An 18,879-nucleotide genomic window follows, 5' to 3' on the forward strand; every position below is an offset into this window, starting at 1 on the left:
CCATTCCCGATTCCCGGCTCCCGGCCGTCATACCACCAACAACCGCACCGCCCGCGCCTCGGCGATCGCCAGCAGCAGGCGTTCCAGGGCGATCCAGGCATCGCCGTCGGCGCGGCCCTTGGCGATGCGGTCGATGCGGCCGGCCTCGGCGGCGAAACGTTCCCAGCGGCGCGGTTCGGCGTGGCGCTGCAGCGCGCGCTTGAACGGCGCCTGCCGCGATTCCCAGATGCCCTGCCCCTTCATTTCCGCCGCCAGGTTGCCGCCGGCGGCCTGCACCTTGGCCAGGGCGGCGGTGCGCAGCAGCTCCTTGATCAGGATCGGCAGCAGTGCGGCCACCGCCTCGCCCTCGGCGCGCAGGCCGGCGAGCATGCGCCGCACCGCCGGCGCTTGCCCGCCGAGCGTGGCCTCGGCCAGGCGGAACACGTCGTAGCGGGCGGCATCGGCGACCAGCGACTCCATCGCCGCCACGTCCAGCCCCTGGCCGTCGGCCAGCAGGGCCAGCTTGTCGATCTCCTGCGCCGCCGCCAGCAGGTTGCCTTCCACCCGTTCGGCCAGGCGCTGCACCGCGCCGGCGTCGGCGCGCAGGCCCTTGCTGCGCAGGCGCCGCTCGATCCAGTCGCCCAGTTCGTGCGGCTTGATCGCCCAGGCCACGGCGATGGTGCCGATGCGCGCGACCGCGTCGGCCCACTTGCCCTGGTGCGCCTTGCTCCATTCGTTGCAGGTGATCAGCAGCACCACGTCCGGCGGCGGATCGGCGCAGAACGCGCTGATGACCTCGCCACCCTCCTTGCCGGGCTTGCCGCTGGGCAGGCGCAGCTCGATCAGGCGTTGCGCGCTGAACAGGCTGGGCGCATTGAAACTGGAATACAGCTGGCCCCAGTCGAAATCGCGACCATCGGCATCGAACACCTCGCGCTCGCCGATGCCGGCAGCGCGCGCGCGGGCGCGCACCGCATCGGCGGCTTCGAGCACGCGCAGGGTTTCCGGACCGGCAATCAGATAGACCGGCTGCAACGGCTGCGACGCCGGCTGGGTGGCGAGTTGTTCGGGGCGCAGTTCCATGACGACAGCCTACGCTGCTGCAGGCACATACGGCGAACGCCATGCGCCGACAGCGAACGGCGTGGCCGCCGTGCGCGGCGGCGAAGGCAGCAGGGCCAAGCTCAAGGCTGCGGCGTGGTCGCCGGCTTGCCTGCGGCCGGGGTACCGTCGGCCGGCTTGCCTTCCACCGGCGTGCCGTCGGTGGAAGGCGGCGCGGCGTTGACGTCCTTGCCGTCGCGCACCTGCGCGCGCACCACGCTGTCGATCCGGCGCAGCATCGAGGCCGACATCTCGCGGCGCAGTTCGTCGGCCAGGATCTCGCGCTCGGTGGAGGTACCGGTGGCGTCGGTCGGCGGGGAGACGTAGTCGCGCGACAGCTCGATCACCTGCTGCGGCACCAGCACGCTGCCGTCGGCGCGGCGGAACAGGAAGATCGCCGCGTAGCGCAGGCTGTATTCCTGGGCGCGGCCTTCGGCGTCGAGCGCGATCGGCAGATCGCCCCAGCGCTCGGACAGCACCTCCAGGCGGGCCACACCGGTGTTGACGTCCTTCGGCGCGATCTGCGCGCCGGCCGCGCGCAGGCCGCGCTCGAGCAGCTTGGCCAGCTCGCTGTACGGCGCCGAGGACACCACCTTCACCGACGGCGTGTCGGCCGGCAGGGTCAGCTTGTTGCGCAGGTGGAAACCGCAGGCGGTCAGGGACGCCGCGAAGACGAGAGCGAGCAGGAGTCGGGTCATGGACACAGTCTGGAGGAGCCGGCTGGGCGCGGCAACAGGCGGCTAGCCTGCCGTACGCCGCGTGAACGCGGGTTGAGACCTGCCGCGCCGCACGGCCGCGACGCGGCCGCAGCGGCGCGCCGGCTCACGCCGCCACCAGGTTCACGATCTTGCCGGGGACGATGATGATCTTGCGGATGCTCAGCCCTTCCAGGAACTTGGCCGCATTCGGCTCGGCCTGGGCCAGCGCCTCGATCTGCTCGCGCGGGGTGTCGGCGCCGACCTCGATGGTGCCGCGCAGCTTGCCGTTGACCTGCACCGCCAGAGTCACCGCGTCGCGCACCAGCGCGGCCGGGTCCGGCTGCGGGAACGGCACGTCCTCCAGCAGCGTCGCCGGATGGCCCAGCGCCTGCCACAGCGCGTGGCTGGCGTGCGGGGTGATCGGGTTGAGCAGCAGCACCGCCGCTTCCAGCGCTTCCTGGCGCACCGCGCGGCCCTGATCGCCGGCGTCGTCGAACTTGGCCAGCGCGTTGGTCAGCTCCATCACCGCGGCGATGGCGGTGTTGAAGCTGTGGCGGCGGCCGTAGTCGTCGGCGACCTTGCCGATGGTCTCGTGGGTCTTGCGCCGCAGCGCCTTGTGCTCGGCGTTGAGCGCGGCCGGGTCCAGCGCCGGCGCGGCGCCGTCGGCGACATGCTTGTGCACCTGCGCCCACAGCCGGCGCAGGAACCGCGCCATGCCGTCCACGCCGGCCTCGTTCCACTCCAGCGACTGCTCCGGCGGCGCGGCGAACATCGAGAACAGGCGCACCGTGTCGGCGCCGTACTTGCCGACCATCGCCTGCGGATCCACGCCGTTGTTCTTGGACTTGGACATCTTCTCGGTGCCGCCGATCAGCACCGGCTGGCCGTCGCCGCGGTGCACCGCGCCGATCACCCGCGCCTTGTCGTCGCGCTGCACGTCCACGTCGGCCGGGTTGATCCAGTCCTTGGAACCGTCCGGGTTCTGCCGGTAGAAGGTCTCGGCGATCACCATGCCCTGGGTCAGCAGGTTGGTCGCCGGCTCGTCGCTGTCCACCAGGCGCGCGTCGCGCAGCAGCTTGTGGAAGAAGCGGAAGTACATCAGGTGCAGGATCGCGTGCTCGATGCCGCCGATGTACTGGTCCACCGGCAACCAGTAGTTGCCGCGCTTGTCGACCATGTCCTTGGCGCCGGGCGAGGTGTAGCGCGCGTAGTACCAGCTCGACTCCATGAAGGTGTCGAAGGTGTCGGTCTCGCGCTCGGCCGCCGCGCCGCACTGCGGGCAGGTGGTCTTGCGCCATTCCGGGTCGGTCTTCAGCGGCGAGCCGGTGCCGCTCAGGGCCACGTTCTCCGGCAGCAGCACCGGCAACTGGTCCTCGGGGACCGGCACCGCGCCGCAACTCTGGCAATAGATCACCGGGATCGGGCAGCCCCAGTAGCGCTGGCGGCTGACGCCCCAGTCGCGCAGGCGGTAGTTGACCCGGCGCTGGCCCTGGCCCTTGCGCTCGAAGCGCTCGGCCAGCGCCTCGAACGCGCCCTGGAAATCCAGCCCGTCGAACTCGGCGGAATTGACCAGTTCCAGTTCGCGGGTCTTGTCGCCGTACCAGTCCTGCCAGCGGCTCGGGTCGTAGCTGCGCTCGTCGTCGTTCTTCGGCGCCTTCAGCGCGATCACCTGGCGGATCGGCAGGGCGTACTTGCTGGCGAATTCGAAATCGCGCTGGTCGTGGCCGGGCACCGCCATCACCGCGCCGGTGCCGTAGCCCATCAGCACGAAGTTGGCGACCCACACCGGCACCTGCTCGCCGCTGATCGGATGCACCGCGGTCAGGCCGGTGGCCATGCCGCGCTTTTCCTGGGTTTCCAGTTCGGCTTCGGAGACGCCGCCCTGCTTCAGCTCGGCCAGCAGTGCGGCCAGCTCGGGATTGGACTTGGCCGCGTGCAGCGCCAGCGGGTGCTCGCTGGCGATGGACACGAAGGTCACGCCCATCAGCGTGTCCGGGCGCGTGGTGAACACGCGCAGCGGGTCCAGCGCGCTGCCATCGGCGTCGCGCACGTCGAACTGGATCTCCAGGCCCTCGGAGCGGCCGATCCAGTTGCGCTGCATGGTCTTGACCGACTCCGGCCAGCCCGGCAACTGGTCCAGGCCGTCCAGCAGTTCCTGCGCGTAGTCGGTGATGCGCAGGAACCACTGCGGAATCTCGCGCTTTTCCACCAGCGCGCCGGAGCGCCAGCCGCGGCCGTCGATGACCTGCTCGTTGGCCAGCACGGTCTGGTCGATCGGGTCCCAGTTCACCACCGCGTTGCGGCGGTAGGCCAGGCCCTTGCGCATCAGCCGGGTGAACATGCGCTGCTCGTGCACGTAGTACTCGGGCCGGCAGGTGGCGAACTCGCGCGACCAGTCGATGGCATAGCCCAGCGACTTGAGCTGGCTGCGCATGTGGTCGATGTTGGCGTAGGTCCACTTCGCCGGCGCGGTCTTGTTCTTGATCGCCGCGTTCTCGGCCGGCAGGCCGAACGCGTCCCAGCCCATCGGCTGCAGCACGTTCTTGCCGATCATGCGCTGGTAGCGGCTGATCACGTCGCCGATGGTGTAGTTGCGCACGTGGCCCATGTGCAGCGCCCCGGACGGGTACGGCAGCATCGACAGGCAGTAGAACTTGGGCTTGTCGGAGGTCTCGTCGACCTCGAAGGCGCGGGTGGCGTCCCAGAACTGCTGGGCGGAGGATTCGACCTGCTGCGGGTCGTAGGCGGTGGGCTCGACGGCGGACATGGAAACGGGCAAGGGCCAGGCGGCAACAAAGCGGCCAAGGGTACCGTAGCGCGGCAAGCCGCTCCAATCCCGGCGACGGGCGGCAGCGGCGCGGGACGCCGCGGCGGCGCCTGGCAGGCGCCGGGACCGCGGCTGCAACGCGCTTGGCGACGCCGGGCCGCACGCCGGCATCGCCCCTGCCGCAGCCCATCTCGACGGCCGACTGCGCAAGTCCGACCGGATCAGCCGCGGTGCGGGACCCTCGTTGGCCCCGGCCACCAGGCCAGCAGCGCCAGCCAGCCCCACCACAGCAGGAACACCAGCCGCTGCGCCAGCGCCGGCCACACCAGCCGATCCAGCGCGAACGCGCCCAGCGTCACCAGCAGCGCCATCGCCAACGCCAGCGCGGCCCAGCCGCGCGCGGCCGGATCGCGGCGCCCGCCCAGCCCCAGCAGGGCCGCGGCCGCCACCAGGGCCACCACCCACAGCAACCAGGCGCTGGCATGCAACTGGGTCGCGCGCGCGTCCAGGTCGGTCGGATCCAGCGGCAGCAGGCCCATGCCGGCGAAAGCTAGGCCGGCCAACAGCAGCAACTGCCCACCAACGCGCAACGACCAGGGCGCGTGACGGCCGCCGCGGCGCAACAGCCGCAGCGCCAGTGCCATCGCCAGCCCCCCGGGCAACACGAATGCCAGCAGGTTGAACGCCCAGGCGTGCGGGATGCCGCGCGCGCCGAGCAGGGCCAGCGGATGCGACCACGGCAGATAGCCGGGCAGCACCGCGCCGAAGCCCAGCATCGCCGCCACCGCGGCCACTGCCAGCAGCGGCCCGATCCAGCGCAGCACCCGTTCGCTCACCTCGCCCATCCGTTCCCATCCTTTCGCGCCGGCATGACGCCTCCAGCCGGGCATTGTCGCCGCTGCAGCCGCGGCCGGCACGCGTGGCGTGGCGCCGCCGCCCTTGCATCGGCGCCGCGACGCCTCCATACAGAGCGTCCTCTCGCCTGCGATGACACTGCCCATGTCCGACACGCCCCACGTTTTCGACGCCAAGACCGAGACCTTCGAAGCCGACGTGCTGCAGCGCTCGCTGCAGACCCCGGTGCTGGTGGACTTCTGGGCGCCCTGGTGCGGCCCGTGCAAGACCCTGAGCCCGATCCTGGAAAAACTGGCGGCCGAGTACAACGGCGGCTTCGTGCTGGCCAAGGTCGACGTGGACCAGGAGCAGCAGATCGCGGCGGCGTTCCAGATCCGCTCGGTGCCGACGGTATTCCTGGTCAAGGGCGGACAGTTGGTGGATGGCTTCCCTGGCGCCCTGCCCGAGGGCCAGTTGCGCGAGTTCCTGACCCAGCACGGGATCGTGCCACTGGCCGCGCAGGAACCGGCCGAGGACGTGCCGGCGGCGCCGCTGGATCCGCAGGCCGAGGTGCAGCGCCTGCGCGAGGCGGTGGCGGCCGAGCCGGACAAGGACGAACTGAAGCTGGATCTGGCCCTGGCCCTGGTCAAGGTCGGCGCCGCCGCCGAGGCCGAGACCCTGATCGACGCATTGCCGGCCAATCTCGCCACCGACGAGCGCGCGGTGCGGGCACGGGCGCGACTGGGCTTCGTCGGCGCGCTGCAGGCCGCCCCGCCGCTGGAGACCCTGCAGGCCACGCTGGCGCAGGATCCGGCCGATCTCAAGGCGCGCTACCTGCTGGGCGTGCGCCACCTGGTCGGCGGCGACGACGCGGCCGCGCTGGAACAGTTCCTGGAGATGCTGCGCCAGGACCGCGCGTTCGAGGACGGCCTGCCGAAGAAGGCGCTGATCGATGCGTTCCGGGTGATCGAGGACGAGGATCTGGTCGGGCAATACCGTCGGAAGATGTCCGCCCTGTTGTTCTGAGATTACAATCTCAGGTCCAGCGGCTGACTCCGGCGTCTCCAGCCGCTGCGACGGACGGACGCGACCCGGCCTGACCCCAGGATGCCGCGATCAGGGACGAACGCCGCCTGCAGCCCCGCAGGCAGCGCCGGCCTGGTCTTTTGCCGGATGTATGCCGTGAACCAGTTCGATCGCCGCATGGCCTCGCCCACCCGCACCTCGTGGGCAGGCGCACGCAGGCTGGCCGGCCTGCTGTGCTGGATTGGCCTGCTGCTCGCCCCCACTGCGATGGCGCAGGACTGGCACTACCGGGTGCGCCCCGGCGATACGCTCTGGGATCTCGGCCGGCTGTATCTGCGCCCGGGCATGGACTGGGCGCGGTTGGGCCAGCACAACCAGGTCGCCGATCCGCAGCGGCTGGTGCCGGGATCGCGCCTGCGGTTTCCGATCGCCTGGCTGCGCGTGCAACCGGCGCCGGCGCGGCTGGTCGCCCTGCGTGGACAGATCAGCGTGCAGACCGCCGACCGGGCGACGCTCTCGGCGCAGCAAGGCATGCCGCTGCCGATCGGCAGCGCCCTGCAGACCGGTGCCGATGCCAGCGCGACCGTGCAGTTCGCCGACGGCTCGCGCATGCAGGTGCGTGAGAACAGCCTGGTGCGCTTCGACCAGCTCGTCCGCTACGGCGCCACCGGCATGGTCGATACCCGGGTGCGGCTGGAGAAGGGTCGCACCAGCAACGACGTCATCCCCGCCACCGGCCCCGCCTCGCGCTACATCATCCAGACCCCGTCCAGCACCAGCAGTGTGCGCGGCACCCGCTTCCGGGTCGGCGCCGGCAGCGACAGCGCGTTCGCCAGCACCGAGGTGCTGCAGGGCGCGGTGCGCGTCGCCGGCCAGGGCGGCCAGCGCCTGCTGCAGCCAGGCGAGGCGGCGCGGGTCGCCACCGGGTCGGCGCCCCGGCAGGAAGCGCTGCTGCCGGCGCCGATCCTGGACCTGGCGCACAGTCGCCTGCAGCGCCCGCCCTACCTGCTCGCCTGGGCGCCGCTGGCCGGCGCCAGCCACTACCGCCTCGAGGCGGTGGACGCGCAGCAACGCGAGGTGCTGCGCTTCGCCCAGGAAACCGAGGCCACCGCACTGGCGCTGGACGCGCTGCCGGCCGGCGACCTGCGGCTGCTGCTGCGCGGCGTCACCGCCACCGGCGTGGAAGGCGAGGACGCCGAGCAGCCGCTGCAGGTCTCGGCCACGCCGCTGCCGCCGCTGACCGTGCAGCCGCTGCACGAGCAGCAACTGCGCATCGCGCGGCCGCGCTTCGCCTGGACCCGCAACCCGGAGGCGACCAGCAGCGTGCTGCAAGTGGCGCGCGATGCGCAGTTCCAGGACCTGCTGCTGGAGCAGCAGACCGACGCGACCCAGCTGCGCGCGCCGCAGCCCCTGCCGCCCGGCACCTATTTCTGGCGCCTCGCCTCGCGCGATGCGCAAGGCCGGCAAGGCCCGTTCGGGCAGGCGCTGACGCTGCATCTCAGCGATACCCCGGTCGATCCCGGCCTGGCGCCGGCGCAGGCCGAGCGCAGCACGCTGACCCTGCGCTGGCAGCCGGATCCGGACGCGCACCATTACCGGGTGCAGCTGGCGCGCGATCCCGCGTTCCGCCGCGGCCTGCTCGAACGCACCGTGACCCAGCCGCAGGTCGCGCTGCCGCGGCCGCGCCGCGGCACCTGGTACGTGCGCATCCAGACCCTGGACGCCGACGGCGAGGCCGCGCCGTTCTCGACGCCGCAGACGCTGGACCTGCCCTGCCGCTACTGCAAGCTCGGCATGGCCGGCGGCGCGCTGCTGCTGTGGCTGGCGTTGTGAACGCCACGCTGCTGCGACACGTGCTGGTGGCGCTCGTCGCAGCCGCACTGGCCGCGGCACTGAGCCTGGGCGATGTCACCGGGCGACTGGACAACGCGCTGTACGACGCGGCAATCGCGCAGGCGCCGCGTCCAGCCGATCCGCGCATGCTGCTGATCGCCATCGACGATCGCAGCCTGCAGGCACTGGGCCAGTGGCCATGGCGACGCGACCTGCACGCGCGCCTGCTCGACCGGCTCAGCGCAGCGGGCACCGAGCGGGTGGCGCTGGATCTGCTGTTCAGCGAGCCCGACCTGCAACACGCCGACGACGATGCGCGCCTGGCCGCGGCGCTGCGACGCAATGGCCGCACCGTGCTGCCGGTGATCGGCAGCGCCGGCGGTGCGGACATGCCGCAGGAGCTGTTGCCGATCCCCGCCATCGCCACCGCCGCGGCGGCGCTGGCGCACACCGACCTCGCCGTCGATGCCGACGGCATCGCGCGCGGCGTCTACCTGCGCGCCGGGCTCGGCAGTGCGCACTGGCCGGCGCTGGCCGCGGCCCTCACCGACCGCGCGCTGCCGCCGGCGCCGGCCACCACCGACGCACCCTATGCCTGGCATCGCGCGGACTACGTCGGCCTGCGTTTCGCCGCGCCGTCGGCACCGTTCGCGCAGGTGTCCTACGTCGACGTCGTGCAGGGCCGGATTCCGCCGCAGTCGCTGCGCGGACGCCTGGCGATCGTCGGCGTCACCGCCACCGGTCTGGGGCAGCGGGTGATGACGCCGATGTCCGATGCGCGCTGGATGAGCGCGCCCGAATACCAGGCCAACGTCGCGGCGATGCTGTTGCGCGGCGACCCGATCCTGCCGTCGTCGCGCACTGCCCAGGTGGCCGGGTCCACGCTGCTGGTGCTGCTGGCCTGCCTGGGCACGCAGTGCGCCGGTGGGCGCCGACGGCGCTGGCTGGTGCCGCTGGCGAGCATGGCGGTGGTCGCCGGCGGCAGCCTGCTGTGGCTGCTGCTCGGCAGCCGCTGGTTCGCGCCAGGGGCGGCCCTGCTCGCCCTGGCCATCGTCGCCGCCGGGCAGTTGTGCCTGCACGCGGCACGCTGGCGCCGCCAGGCGCATCGCGACGCTCTGACCGGGCTGGTGAACCGCCACGGCTTCGAACAGGCGTTCGCCCAGGCGCTGGACGAGGCACGGCGCAGCGGCCGGCCGCTGACGCTGATCATCGTCGATGTGGATCATTTCAAGCGCTACAACGACACCCTGGGCCATCGCACCGGCGACCGCGCGCTGAAGCTGGTGGCCGCCGCGGTGGCGCGGCATGCGCGACATCCGCGCGAGGTCGCCGCGCGCTTTGGCGGCGACGAGTTCGCCATGATCCTGCCCGCCACCGATGCCGCCGATGCCAGCCGCATCGCCGCGGCGCTGGTCGAGGAGATCCGCGGGCTGTCGCTGCGCGCGCCGAACGGCAGCGTCGCCATCACTGCCAGCCTGGGCGTGCACAGCGCCACCGCGACAGCGCTCACGTCGGAGCGCGCGTTCTTCGAATCCGCCGACGCGGCGCTGTACCGGGTCAAGCGCGACGGACGCGACGGCTACGCGCTCAGCGACGCGCCACCGGAGCACCATACGCATGCGTCTGGTACCCTGCCGCACTCCGATCCACCTACCGCCGCGCAATGAAGCCATCGCTGTTCCGCCTGGGCCTGAACCTGTGGCCGCCGTTCCTGTGCGCCGGCATCCATGTGACCGAACTGAGCGCGGACTACCGCCATGCGCGGGTCGAACTGCGCATGCGTCCGTGGAACCGCAACTACGTGGGCACCCATTTCGGCGGCAGCCTGTTCGCCATGACCGACCCGTTCTGGATGCTGCTGACCATGCAGAACCTGGGGCGCGACTACTACGTCTGGGACAAGGCCGGCAGCATCGAGTTCGTGCGCCCGGGGCGCGGCACGGTCAGCGCGCGGTTCGATCTGGACCAGGCCCTGCTGGACGAACTGCGCGCGGCCACCGCCGGCGGCGACAAGCATCTGCGCTGGTTCGAGACCGACGTCGTCGACGCCCAGGGCGAGGTGGTGGCGCGGACGCGCAAGCAGCTGTACGTCAAGCGCAAGCCGCCGCGTTAGCGCGCCTGCCGCCCGCGGATTCGCCAAGGCCGGCGCCGCCTCTGCGCACGCAGGCGGGTACACATCGCATGCGATACCGACCGCGCCGTCAGCGTGCGCGGCGTCGCGAGGCGAGCGGCATGGGCGGGCCCCGGCCCAATCGCAGCTGCACGGCCGCGCCACGAGACCGTGCGGCGCCGCACCAACGGCCATCACGCGCCGCTACACTACGCGGATGTCGCCCGATCTCTCCGCTCCCGCCCCCCGCCCGTCCCTGCAACGGCTGTTCTTCACCGGCCTGCTGACCCTGTTGCCGATCTGGCTGACCTGGGTGGTGGTCAAGTTCGTGTTCGTGCTGCTCTCGGGCATCAGCAGCCCCTGGGTGGTGCCGCTGTCGGTGCGCATCGCCGCCTCGTTCCCGCGCGAGCTGGGCTGGGCCACCGCGCAATGGGTGCAGAACACCATCGCCCTGATCGCCACTCTGGCGGTGATCCTGCTGGTCGGCATCCTCAGCCGGCGCATGATCGGCCAGCGCCTGCTGCGCTGGTTCGAGGCCGTGATGCGCCGCATCCCGCTGGCCAGCGTGGTCTACGACAGCGTGCGCAAGCTGGTGGACATCCTGCAGACCCAGCCCGGCAGCACCCAGCGCGTGGTGCTGATCGACTTCCCGCACCGGGACATGAAGTCGGTGGGCCTGGTGACGCGGGTCATCAAGGAACACGGCACCGGCCGCGAGCTGGCCGCGGTGTACGTGCCGACCACGCCCAACCCGACCTCCGGCTACTTGGAGATCGTGCCGGTGGAACTGCTCACGCCCACCGACTGGAGCGTGGACCAGGCCATGAGCTTCATCATCTCCGGCGGCGCGGTGTCGCCGGAGAGCGTGCCCTTCACCCGCACCGTGGACCGCTGACGCCGATGCGCCGCGGCACGCTCGACGATCGCGCGGTCCGGCTGTTCATCGCCCTGGCGGCGTTCTTCTGCGTCAATGCCGCGCTGGCCGAGTTCATCGGGGTCAAGATCTTCGCCCTGGAAGACACCCTGGGCATCGCCCCACTGAACTGGAACCTGTTCGGCCAGACCGGCTCGATGAACTTCACCGCCGGCACCCTGCTGTGGCCGCTGGTGTTCATCCTCACCGACACCATCAACGAGTTCTTCGGCCGCCGCGGCGTGCGCTTCATCTCCTGGCTGGCGGTGGCGCTGATCGGCTACGGCTTCCTGTTCGCGTTCGCCGCGATTGCGCTGGCCCCAGCCGGCTTCTGGGTCACCGCGGCGCAACACCAGGGCGTGCCCGACTACCAGGCCGCGTTCGCCGCGGTGTTCGGCCAGGGCATGTGGACCATCGCCGGCTCGCTGGTCGCGTTCATGGCGGGCCAGCTGATCGACGTGGCGGTGTTCCACCGCATCCGCAACGTGACCGGCGAGAAGCACGTGTGGCTGCGCGCCACCGGCTCCACCGCGGTCTCGCAGCTGATCGACAGCTTCGTGGTGATCTACATCGCCTTCGTGCTCGGCCCGCAGCACTGGTCGATGCAGCTGTTCCTGGCGGTGAGCACGCTGAACTACATCTGCAAGATGCTGCTGGCGGTGCTGCTGATCCCGTTGCTGTACCTGATGCGGCGGCTGATCACCGATTACCTGACCCCCGAACGCGCCGAACAACTGCGCAAGGAAGCCGCCGCCGACTGAACGCCGGCACACGCGCGAGCGCACCGCACGCGCTTGCGCGCGGCCGTCGTGCAGCGCCGCAGACGCCGATGCCGCCTGGCCCGTCGCGACACGGCGCCCGCCCGCGGCAGGGCGGTGGGCGCCCGCAGGCAGCGGCCATGGGTGGCCTCGGCGGTGCGGATCGGGCAAGCTCCCCGCTCGCTTGTCGTTGGAGCCCGCAATGCCGCCCCGCTTTTCCCGCCTGCTGTCCCTGGCCATCGCCACCGCCCTGAGCCTGTCGCTGGCGGCCCCGGCGGACGCGGCCAAGAAGAAGACCACCAAGCAGACCACCGCGCAGACCCGCGCCAAGGCGAGCAAGGCCCGCAAGGCGCGGCCGGCGCCGGCTCCGGTGGTGCTGACCAAGGCGCAACAGCTGAACCGGCTGTACGACGACTACTGGGAAGCCTCGCTCAAGCTCAATCCGCTGCAGGCGACCTTCCAGGGCGACAGCCGCTACAACGACCAGTTGCCGAACTTCCTCTCGGCCGCGTTCCGCCAGCAGTCGCACGACTTCACCGTGGAGTGGCTGGGCAAGGCCGAGGCGATCGGCAAGGATGGCCTGACCGGCCAGGACCTGCTCAGCTACGAGATCTTCGTCGGCGACGCGCGCAACGCGCTGGAGGCGGAGAAGTATCCGAGCTGGATGCAGCCGGTGAACCAGTTCTACAACGTCGGCAGCATCATGGTGATGCTCGGCTCCGGCACCGGCGCGCAGCCGTTCCGCACGGTCAAGGATTACGACAACTGGTCGCGGCGCGCGCTCGGCATCCCGGCGCTGTTCGACCAGGCCATCGCCAACATGCGCGAAGGCATGAAGGCCGGCGTGGTGCAGCCGCGCGCGCTGATGGAGAAGGTGCTGCCGCAGCTCGATGCGATCATCAAGCCCACCGCCGAGGAGAGCCTGTTCTGGGGTCCGGTGCGCAACCTGCCGGCGGACATTCCGGAGGCCGAGAAGCAGCGCATCACCGCCGAATACAAGCGCATGATCGAGTACCGGATCATGCCCGCCTACCGCGCGCTGCGCGGCTTCATCGCCACCGAATATCTGCCGGCCACGCGCAATACCGCCGGCATCGGCGCCCTGCCCAGCGGCGATGCCTGGTACGCCTGGAACGTGCGCCAGAGCACTACCACCGACCTGACCCCCGCCCAGATCCACCAGATCGGCCTGGACGAGGTGGCGCGCATCCAGGGCCAGATCCAGGCGGTGATGAAGCAGGTGCGCTTCCGCGGCTCGATGCAGAAGTTCTTCAAGTTCATGCAGACCGACAAGCGCTTCACCTTCAAGAGCGAGGACGAGCTGCTGAGCTACTACCGCGGCCTGGAAGGCCGGGTCGACGCGGCGGTGCCGCGCATGTTCTCGCTCAAGCCCAAGGCCGCGTTCGAGATCCGCCCGGTGGAGCCGTACCGCGCGCAGTCGGCCGCCAGCGGCTCGTACATGCGTCCCAGCGAGGATGGCCGCCCCGGCATCTTCTACGTCAACACCTACGACCTGCCCAGCCGCAAGACCTGGGATGCGGAAGACCTGTACCTGCACGAGGCCATTCCCGGCCACCACTTCCAGCTCGGCCTGCAGCAGGAGCTGACCAACCTGCCCAAGTTCCGCCGCTTCGGCGGCGAGACCGCCTTCATCGAAGGCTGGGGCCTGTACGCCGAATCGCTGGGCAAGGACCTGGGCCTGTACCAGGATCCCTACAACTATTTCGGCTACCTGCAGAACGAGCTGTGGCGCGCGATCCGCCTGGTGGTGGACACCGGCCTGCACAGCAAGGGCTGGACCCGCGAGCAGGTGATCGACTACATGCTGCAGAACTCGGCCACCAGCCGCACCGACGCCGAAGCCGAGGCCGAGCGCTACATGGCCATCCCCGGCCAGGCGCTGTCCTACAAGATCGGCGAGATGAAGATCATGCAACTGCGCGACTACGCGCGCGCGCAACTCGGCGACAAGTTCGATATCCGTGAGTTCCATGCCGAAGTGCTGAAGGACGGCTCGGTGCCACTGAACGTGCTGCAGGAGAAGATCGAGCGCTGGGTGGCGGGCAAGAAGAAGGGGTGAGCGGGAAGCCGCTCCTCCCGCGGAACATGCGACCTGAGGCGTCGCGGGATCGTCGCAGGAGCGGCTTCAGCCGCGATGGGGCCTTGCTGGTGAAGCCCGGTCGCGGCTGAAGCCGCCCCTACGGGAAAGCAGGCGCCGCACGGAGGCAGATAGCACGCCAGTTCCACCAGGACATGAGCGCGCACGAACCCACAGTGCAGCTCCCTGGCATGCCGGCTGCTGCAAGTGCAGCGCGACAGGAGTGGGAACTACAGCGACGTCCCGTTGATGCAATCGCCGTCCCGTTGCGCCCATTCCACTCGGTGCGGATCGCACACCAGTTGCATCAGGGCATTGGGCACGCATGAACCCCTTGTGGGAGGGACTTCAGTCCCGACGCGTTGCAGTGAAGGGCGTCGGGACTGAAGTCCCTCCCACAAACGGCCAAGGCGATTGACCAGCGTCGACACGGCCTGAAAACCGGCTGCGAAGCCATCGTACGTCGCGTGCAAGGCCTCTACACCGCTGCCAGACCCCGCGCCAGCTGCGCGATGTCCTGCGGCGTGGTGCGGCAGCAGCCGCCGATCAGGCGGGCGCCGGCCGCACGCCATGCGGCGAGGTGGTCGACCAGGCTACCGGCATCGGCGCTGTCAGCCTGCCAGCATTTGCGCTCGGCGTCGTAGCGCTCGCCCGCGTTCGGATACACCACCAGCGGCAACCGCGTCAGCGTCGCCAGATGACGCAACGCCGCAGTGGCCAGCGACGGCGCGACGCAGTTGACGCCGAGCGCGACCACCTGCGGATGGCCGTCGAGCAACGCCACCACCTCGCGCAACGGCGTGCCGTCGCTGAGGTGCGCGGCATCGCGCAGGGTGCAGGCGAACCAGGCGACAACCCCAGGAAACTTCTCCAGCACCTGCAGCAAGGCCGCCATTTCCGCCAATGACGGCTGCGTCTCGCAGGCCAGCAGATCCACGCCGGCTTCCATCAAGGCGGCGATGCGCGGGCGGTGGAAGTCCCGCAATGCCGCCTGCGGCAACGTGTAGTCGCCACGGTACTCGGATCCGTCGGCCAGGCAGGCGCCATACGGACCGACCGAGCCGGCGACCAGCAACGGCCCCGCCTGCGGATGCCGCGCGAGATGCGCCTGCCGTGCCTGCTGCGCCAGTTCGACGCTGCGCGCGATCAAGCGTTGCGAGTGCGCGAGGTCGATCCCGCGCGCAGCGAAGCCCTGCGGCGTGGCCTGGTAGCTGGCGGTGATCGCGCACTGCGCACCGGCGGCGAAATAATCCTGGTGCACCTCGCGGATCAGGTCCGGCTGTTCCAGCAGGATCTTCGCCGACCACAGCGGATCGCGCAGATCGCAGCCGCGACGCTCCAGTTCGGTGGCCAGCGCGCCGTCGAGCACCAGGCACCGGTCCTCGGCCAGCAGCGCGGCAAGCGGGTTGTGCGGCATGGCGCGGCCTCGCAGCGATGGAATGCGCAGTGTCGCAGACGGCACGCGCAGCGGTGCGGCCGCACCGGTGCGCTATGCTTCTCCCATGGATTGCCCCGTTTCGCTCGCCCCGACTCAGCGCATGACCTTCACTACGCTGACACCGATGCTGCGCTGTGCCGACCTCACCACGGCACTGGCGTTCTATACCGAAACCCTGGCGTTTCGACTCGATGGCGGCGCAGTGGCGACGGGCTGGGTGTCGCTGCGGCACGGCCCGCTGGCACTGATGCTGGCCACGCGACTGTCGGAGGACGATGCAACCGTCTCCGATGTCGCCTGCTCGCTGTACTTCCGCACCGACGAGGTCGATGCCTGGTGGCAGCGGCTGCATCCACATGGGCGCATCGTCTATCCGTTGCAAGACTTCGACTACGGCATGCGCGAGTTCGCGATCCACGATGCGGACGGCCATCTGCTGCAATTCGGACAGGCGCTGTGCCGATGAGCCTGACCCTCGATGGCCTGCACCACGTGGCGATCATCGCCTCCGACTACGCGCGCTCCAAGGACTTCTATTGCCGCATCCTGGGCCTGCCGGTGATCGCCGAGGTCTACCGCGATGCGCGCGACTCCTGGAAGCTGGACCTGGCCCTGCCCGACGGCAGCCAGCTCGAACTGTTCTCGTTCCCCGCGCCACCGCCGCGGCCGAGCCGCCCGGAAGCCTGCGGCCTGCGCCACCTGGCGCTGCGCGTGCGCGACCTGGACGCCGCCGTCGCGCACCTGCAGGCGCACGGCGTGGAGGTCGAACCGATCCGTGTGGACGAATACACCGGCCGCCGCTTCACCTTCTTCGCCGATCCCGACGACCTGCCGCTGGAACTGTACGAAAACGGCTGAACGCCCACCGCCGGCCACGCTGAACTGCATGCCGCAGTGCGGATTCCCAGCACCATACGCTTGGGTATACAGTCGGATCAGGCCGGCATCGCGCCGGCCGCACCGGACATCCCTCGGGAGGGGAACATGCGCACGACCTTCAAGACCCTGATGCTGGCCCTGCCGCTGAGCGCGGCGGCATTCATGGCGCACGCCGCCGACACCTCGCCGGTCGGCCGCTGGCAGACCATCGACGACGAAACCGGCAAGCCCAAGTCGATCGTGCAGATCGAACAGGCCGCCAACGGCACACTGAGCGGCAAGGTGGTCGAGATCCTGCAGTCCAACCACGGCCCCAACCCGATGTGCGACAAGTGCGACGGCGAGCGCAAGGGCAAGCCGATCAAGGGCATGACCATCCTGTGGGGCCTCAAGCCCGACGGCACCGCGGTATGGGACGGCGGCTCGGTGCTGGACCCGGCCAAGGGCAAGACCTACAAGGCCAAGGTCACCCTGACCGACGGCGGCAAGAAGCTGCAGATGCGCGGCTACATCGGCATCGAGGCGCTGGGGCGGACGCAGACCTGGATCAGGGAGTGACGGAAGCCGGGAATCGGGAGTGGAGAATCGGGAATCGTTAAAAGCGGCATCTGCCGGCCTGATCCCACCCCACTCCGACAAGGCGCCTGCAAAGGCGCCTTTTTCGTAGCCCATCAGCTCGCGGGCGGCGCTCTTGCGATTCCCCATTCCCGATTCCCCATTCCCAGCTCCATGCAATAATCCTCGGCCCCCAGAAACGCCGGCCGCCATGACCACCGCCCTCGTCACCACCGCCCTGCCCTATGCCAACGGACCGCTACATCTGGGGCATCTGGTCGGCTACATCCAGGCCGACATCTGGGTGCGCGCGCGGCGGCTGCGCGGCGACCGCACCTGGTTCGTGTGCGCCGACGACACCCACGGCACGCCGATCATGCTGGCCGCCGAGAAGGCCGGGGTCACCCCGGAGAGCTTCATCGCCGCCATCCAGGCCAGCCACGAGCGCGATTTCGCCGCGTTCGGCGTGGCCTTCGACCATTACGACTCGACCAACTCGGACGCCAACCGCGCCCTGACCGAGGCGTTCTACGCCAAGCTCGACGCCGGCGGCCACATCGCGCGGCGCTCGGTGGCGCAGTTCTACGACCCGGCCAAGGGCATGTTCCTGCCCGACCGCTACATCAAGGGCATCTGCCCGAACTGCGGCAGCGCCGACCAGTACGGCGACAACTGCGAGGTCTGCGGCGCCACCTATTCCCCGACCGAGCTGAAGGAGCCCAAGTCGGTGATCTCCGGCGCCACGCCGGAACTGCGCGATTCGGAGCACTTCTTCTTCGAGGTCGGCCGCTTCGACGGCTTCCTGCGCGATTGGCTGGCCGGCGACGTCGCCCTGCCCGGGGTCAAGGCCAAGCTGATGGAGTGGCTGGACAGCGAAGGCGGCCTGCGCGCCTGGGATATTTCCCGCGACGCGCCCTACTTCGGCTTCCAGATCCCCGGCCAGCCGGGCAAGTACTTCTACGTGTGGCTGGACGCGCCGATCGGCTATCTGAGCAGCTTCCAGACCCTGTGCGCGAGCCTGGGCGAAGCCTTCGAGCCGCACCTGGCCGCCGGCACCGCCACCGAACTGCACCACTTCATCGGCAAGGACATCGTCAACTTCCACGGCCTGTTCTGGCCGGCGGTGCTGCACGGCACCGGGCACCGCGCGCCGACCCGGCTGCACGTCAACGGCTACCTGACCGTCGACGGCGCCAAGATGTCCAAGTCGCGCGGCACCTTCGTCATGGCCCGCACCTACCTGGACGTGGGCCTGGAGCCGGAAGCGCTGCGCTACTACTTCGCGGCCAAGTCCTCCGGCGGCGTCGACGATCTCGACCTGAACCTGGGCGACTTCGTGGCGCGGGTCAACGCGGACCTGGTCGGCAAGTTCGTCAACCTGGCCAGCCGCTGCGCAGGCTTCATCGACAAGCGCTTCGGCGGCACGCTCGCCGACGCGCTGCCGGATGCGGCGCAGTACGCGCGCTTCGTCGCCGCGCTGGCGCCGATCCGCGAGGCCTACGAGCGCAACGACCCGGCCAGCGCGATCCGCCAGACCATGGCCCTGGCCGACGAGGCCAATAAGTACATCGACGAACACAAGCCCTGGGTGCTGGCCAAGCAGGACGGCGCCGAAGCGCAACTGCAGGCCGTGTGCACGCAGGGCTTGAACCTGTTCCGGGTGCTGGCCGCCGCGCTCAAGCCGGTGCTGCCGCGCACCTGCGCCGAGGCCGAGGCGTTCCTGTCGGCCCCGCTCGGCGCCTGGGACGACCTCGACGCCCCGCTGCTGGCGCACGTGATCCAACCGTACGCCCCCCTGTTCACCCGTATCGACCCCAAGCTGCTCGACGCCATGACCGACGCCTCCAAGGACACCCCTTATACACCTCTGCCTCTGCAGACGCTCGTACA

At 70.3% G+C, this 18,879-nt stretch carries 16 protein-coding genes; 11 read left to right on the top strand and 5 right to left on the bottom strand.

What is annotated here, in order from left to right:
- Positions 1 to 27 precede the first annotated feature (27 nt).
- The 4 genes from holA to CEK69_RS17725 all read right to left on the bottom strand — a co-directional run bounded on the left by holA (position 28) and on the right by CEK69_RS17725 (position 5,390).
- The gene (holA, locus tag CEK69_RS17710) at positions 28 to 1,062 is read right to left on the bottom strand and encodes a DNA polymerase III subunit delta (RefSeq protein WP_017917515.1); all 1,035 of its coding nucleotides are present in this window, start codon (positions 1,060 to 1,062) and stop codon (positions 28 to 30) included.
- Between the two features lie 101 nt (positions 1,063 to 1,163).
- On the bottom strand, positions 1,164 to 1,778 hold the full coding sequence (gene lptE, locus CEK69_RS17715) for an LPS assembly lipoprotein LptE (protein ID WP_017917516.1): 615 nt from the start codon (positions 1,776 to 1,778) through the stop codon (positions 1,164 to 1,166).
- 124 nt (positions 1,779 to 1,902) lie between these two features.
- Positions 1,903 to 4,545 (bottom strand): leucine--tRNA ligase, encoded by a 2,643-nt coding sequence (leuS, locus tag CEK69_RS17720; RefSeq protein ID WP_152238278.1) that lies wholly within the window; start codon positions 4,543 to 4,545, stop codon positions 1,903 to 1,905.
- A 221-nt stretch (positions 4,546 to 4,766) separates the two neighbouring features.
- Complete coding sequence (locus tag CEK69_RS17725; protein ID WP_152247068.1) at positions 4,767 to 5,390, bottom strand: DUF998 domain-containing protein; 624 nt, start codon at positions 5,388 to 5,390, stop codon at positions 4,767 to 4,769.
- Between the two features lie 154 nt (positions 5,391 to 5,544).
- Here CEK69_RS17725 and trxA point away from each other — a divergent pair, with 154 nt between their 5' ends.
- The 7 genes from trxA to CEK69_RS17760 all read left to right on the top strand — a co-directional run bounded on the left by trxA (position 5,545) and on the right by CEK69_RS17760 (position 14,099).
- Complete coding sequence (gene trxA, locus CEK69_RS17730) at positions 5,545 to 6,405, top strand: thioredoxin (RefSeq protein ID WP_267096834.1); 861 nt, start codon at positions 5,545 to 5,547, stop codon at positions 6,403 to 6,405.
- Between the two features lie 156 nt (positions 6,406 to 6,561).
- Positions 6,562 to 8,238 (top strand): FecR domain-containing protein, encoded by a 1,677-nt coding sequence (locus CEK69_RS17735; RefSeq protein WP_226975215.1) that lies wholly within the window; start codon positions 6,562 to 6,564, stop codon positions 8,236 to 8,238.
- Complete coding sequence (locus CEK69_RS17740) at positions 8,235 to 9,905, top strand: CHASE2 domain-containing protein (RefSeq protein ID WP_152247072.1); 1,671 nt, start codon at positions 8,235 to 8,237, stop codon at positions 9,903 to 9,905. The genes CEK69_RS17735 and CEK69_RS17740 overlap by 4 nt, the downstream gene beginning before the upstream one ends.
- Positions 9,902 to 10,351, top strand: a complete 450-nt coding sequence (locus CEK69_RS17745; RefSeq protein ID WP_148827570.1) for a DUF4442 domain-containing protein — start codon at positions 9,902 to 9,904, stop codon at positions 10,349 to 10,351. Before CEK69_RS17740 ends, CEK69_RS17745 begins: the two co-directional genes overlap by 4 nt.
- Positions 10,352 to 10,565: 214 nt before the next feature.
- Positions 10,566 to 11,243, top strand: a complete 678-nt coding sequence (locus CEK69_RS17750; protein WP_017910205.1) for a DUF502 domain-containing protein — start codon at positions 10,566 to 10,568, stop codon at positions 11,241 to 11,243.
- Positions 11,240 to 12,022: a queuosine precursor transporter gene (locus tag CEK69_RS17755; RefSeq protein WP_193314031.1), complete on the top strand. Its 783-nt coding sequence runs from the start codon at positions 11,240 to 11,242 to the stop codon at positions 12,020 to 12,022. Before CEK69_RS17750 ends, CEK69_RS17755 begins: the two co-directional genes overlap by 4 nt.
- A 199-nt stretch (positions 12,023 to 12,221) precedes the next feature.
- Positions 12,222 to 14,099 carry a DUF885 family protein gene (locus CEK69_RS17760; RefSeq protein WP_152247076.1) on the top strand — a complete coding sequence of 626 codons (1,878 nt, stop codon included), beginning with the start codon at positions 12,222 to 12,224 and terminating at the stop codon, positions 14,097 to 14,099.
- Between the two features lie 496 nt (positions 14,100 to 14,595).
- Here the strand turns inward: CEK69_RS17760 and mmuM are convergent, their stop codons facing one another.
- Positions 14,596 to 15,534, bottom strand: a complete 939-nt coding sequence (mmuM, locus tag CEK69_RS17765; protein ID WP_152247078.1) for a homocysteine S-methyltransferase — start codon at positions 15,532 to 15,534, stop codon at positions 14,596 to 14,598.
- Here mmuM and CEK69_RS17770 point away from each other — a divergent pair.
- The 4 genes from CEK69_RS17770 to metG form a co-directional block, all read left to right on the top strand.
- Positions 15,533 to 16,021 (top strand): VOC family protein, encoded by a 489-nt coding sequence (locus CEK69_RS17770; RefSeq protein WP_226975216.1) that lies wholly within the window; start codon positions 15,533 to 15,535, stop codon positions 16,019 to 16,021. The two genes, mmuM and CEK69_RS17770, sit on opposite strands and share 2 nt — an antisense overlap.
- Before the next feature lie 2 nt (positions 16,022 to 16,023).
- Positions 16,024 to 16,413 (top strand): VOC family protein, encoded by a 390-nt coding sequence (locus CEK69_RS17775; protein ID WP_226975217.1) that lies wholly within the window; start codon positions 16,024 to 16,026, stop codon positions 16,411 to 16,413.
- A 126-nt stretch (positions 16,414 to 16,539) separates the two neighbouring features.
- Complete coding sequence (locus tag CEK69_RS17780) at positions 16,540 to 16,992, top strand: DUF2147 domain-containing protein (protein ID WP_017910211.1); 453 nt, start codon at positions 16,540 to 16,542, stop codon at positions 16,990 to 16,992.
- A gap of 208 nt (positions 16,993 to 17,200) precedes the next feature.
- On the top strand, positions 17,201 to 18,879 hold a 1,679-nt coding region (gene metG / locus CEK69_RS17785; protein ID WP_152247082.1), incomplete at its 3' end, for a methionine--tRNA ligase.

This window comes from Xanthomonas sp. LMG 12462 (genome assembly GCF_009192885.1).
GTDB lineage: Bacteria > Pseudomonadota > Gammaproteobacteria > Xanthomonadales > Xanthomonadaceae > Xanthomonas_A > Xanthomonas_A sontii.

Bases quoted from the DNA above. Each gene is read 5' to 3' on its own strand.
- holA (WP_017917515.1), bottom strand. From the start codon at position 1,062: ATGGAACTGCGCCCCGAACAACTCGCCACCCAGCCGGCGTCGCAGCCG.
- lptE (WP_017917516.1), bottom strand. From the start codon at position 1,778: ATGACCCGACTCCTGCTCGCTCTCGTCTTCGCGGCGTCCCTGACCGCC.
- leuS (WP_152238278.1), bottom strand. From the start codon at position 4,545: ATGTCCGCCGTCGAGCCCACCGCCTACGACCCGCAGCAGGTCGAATCC.
- CEK69_RS17725 (WP_152247068.1), bottom strand. From the start codon at position 5,390: ATGGGCGAGGTGAGCGAACGGGTGCTGCGCTGGATCGGGCCGCTGCTG.
- trxA (WP_267096834.1), top strand. From the start codon at position 5,545: ATGTCCGACACGCCCCACGTTTTCGACGCCAAGACCGAGACCTTCGAA.
- CEK69_RS17745 (WP_148827570.1), top strand. From the start codon at position 9,902: ATGAAGCCATCGCTGTTCCGCCTGGGCCTGAACCTGTGGCCGCCGTTC.
- CEK69_RS17750 (WP_017910205.1), top strand. From the start codon at position 10,566: ATGTCGCCCGATCTCTCCGCTCCCGCCCCCCGCCCGTCCCTGCAACGG.
- CEK69_RS17760 (WP_152247076.1), top strand. From the start codon at position 12,222: ATGCCGCCCCGCTTTTCCCGCCTGCTGTCCCTGGCCATCGCCACCGCC.
- CEK69_RS17770 (WP_226975216.1), top strand. From the start codon at position 15,533: ATGGCGCGGCCTCGCAGCGATGGAATGCGCAGTGTCGCAGACGGCACG.
- mmuM (WP_152247078.1), bottom strand. From the start codon at position 15,534: ATGCCGCACAACCCGCTTGCCGCGCTGCTGGCCGAGGACCGGTGCCTG.
- CEK69_RS17780 (WP_017910211.1), top strand. From the start codon at position 16,540: ATGCGCACGACCTTCAAGACCCTGATGCTGGCCCTGCCGCTGAGCGCG.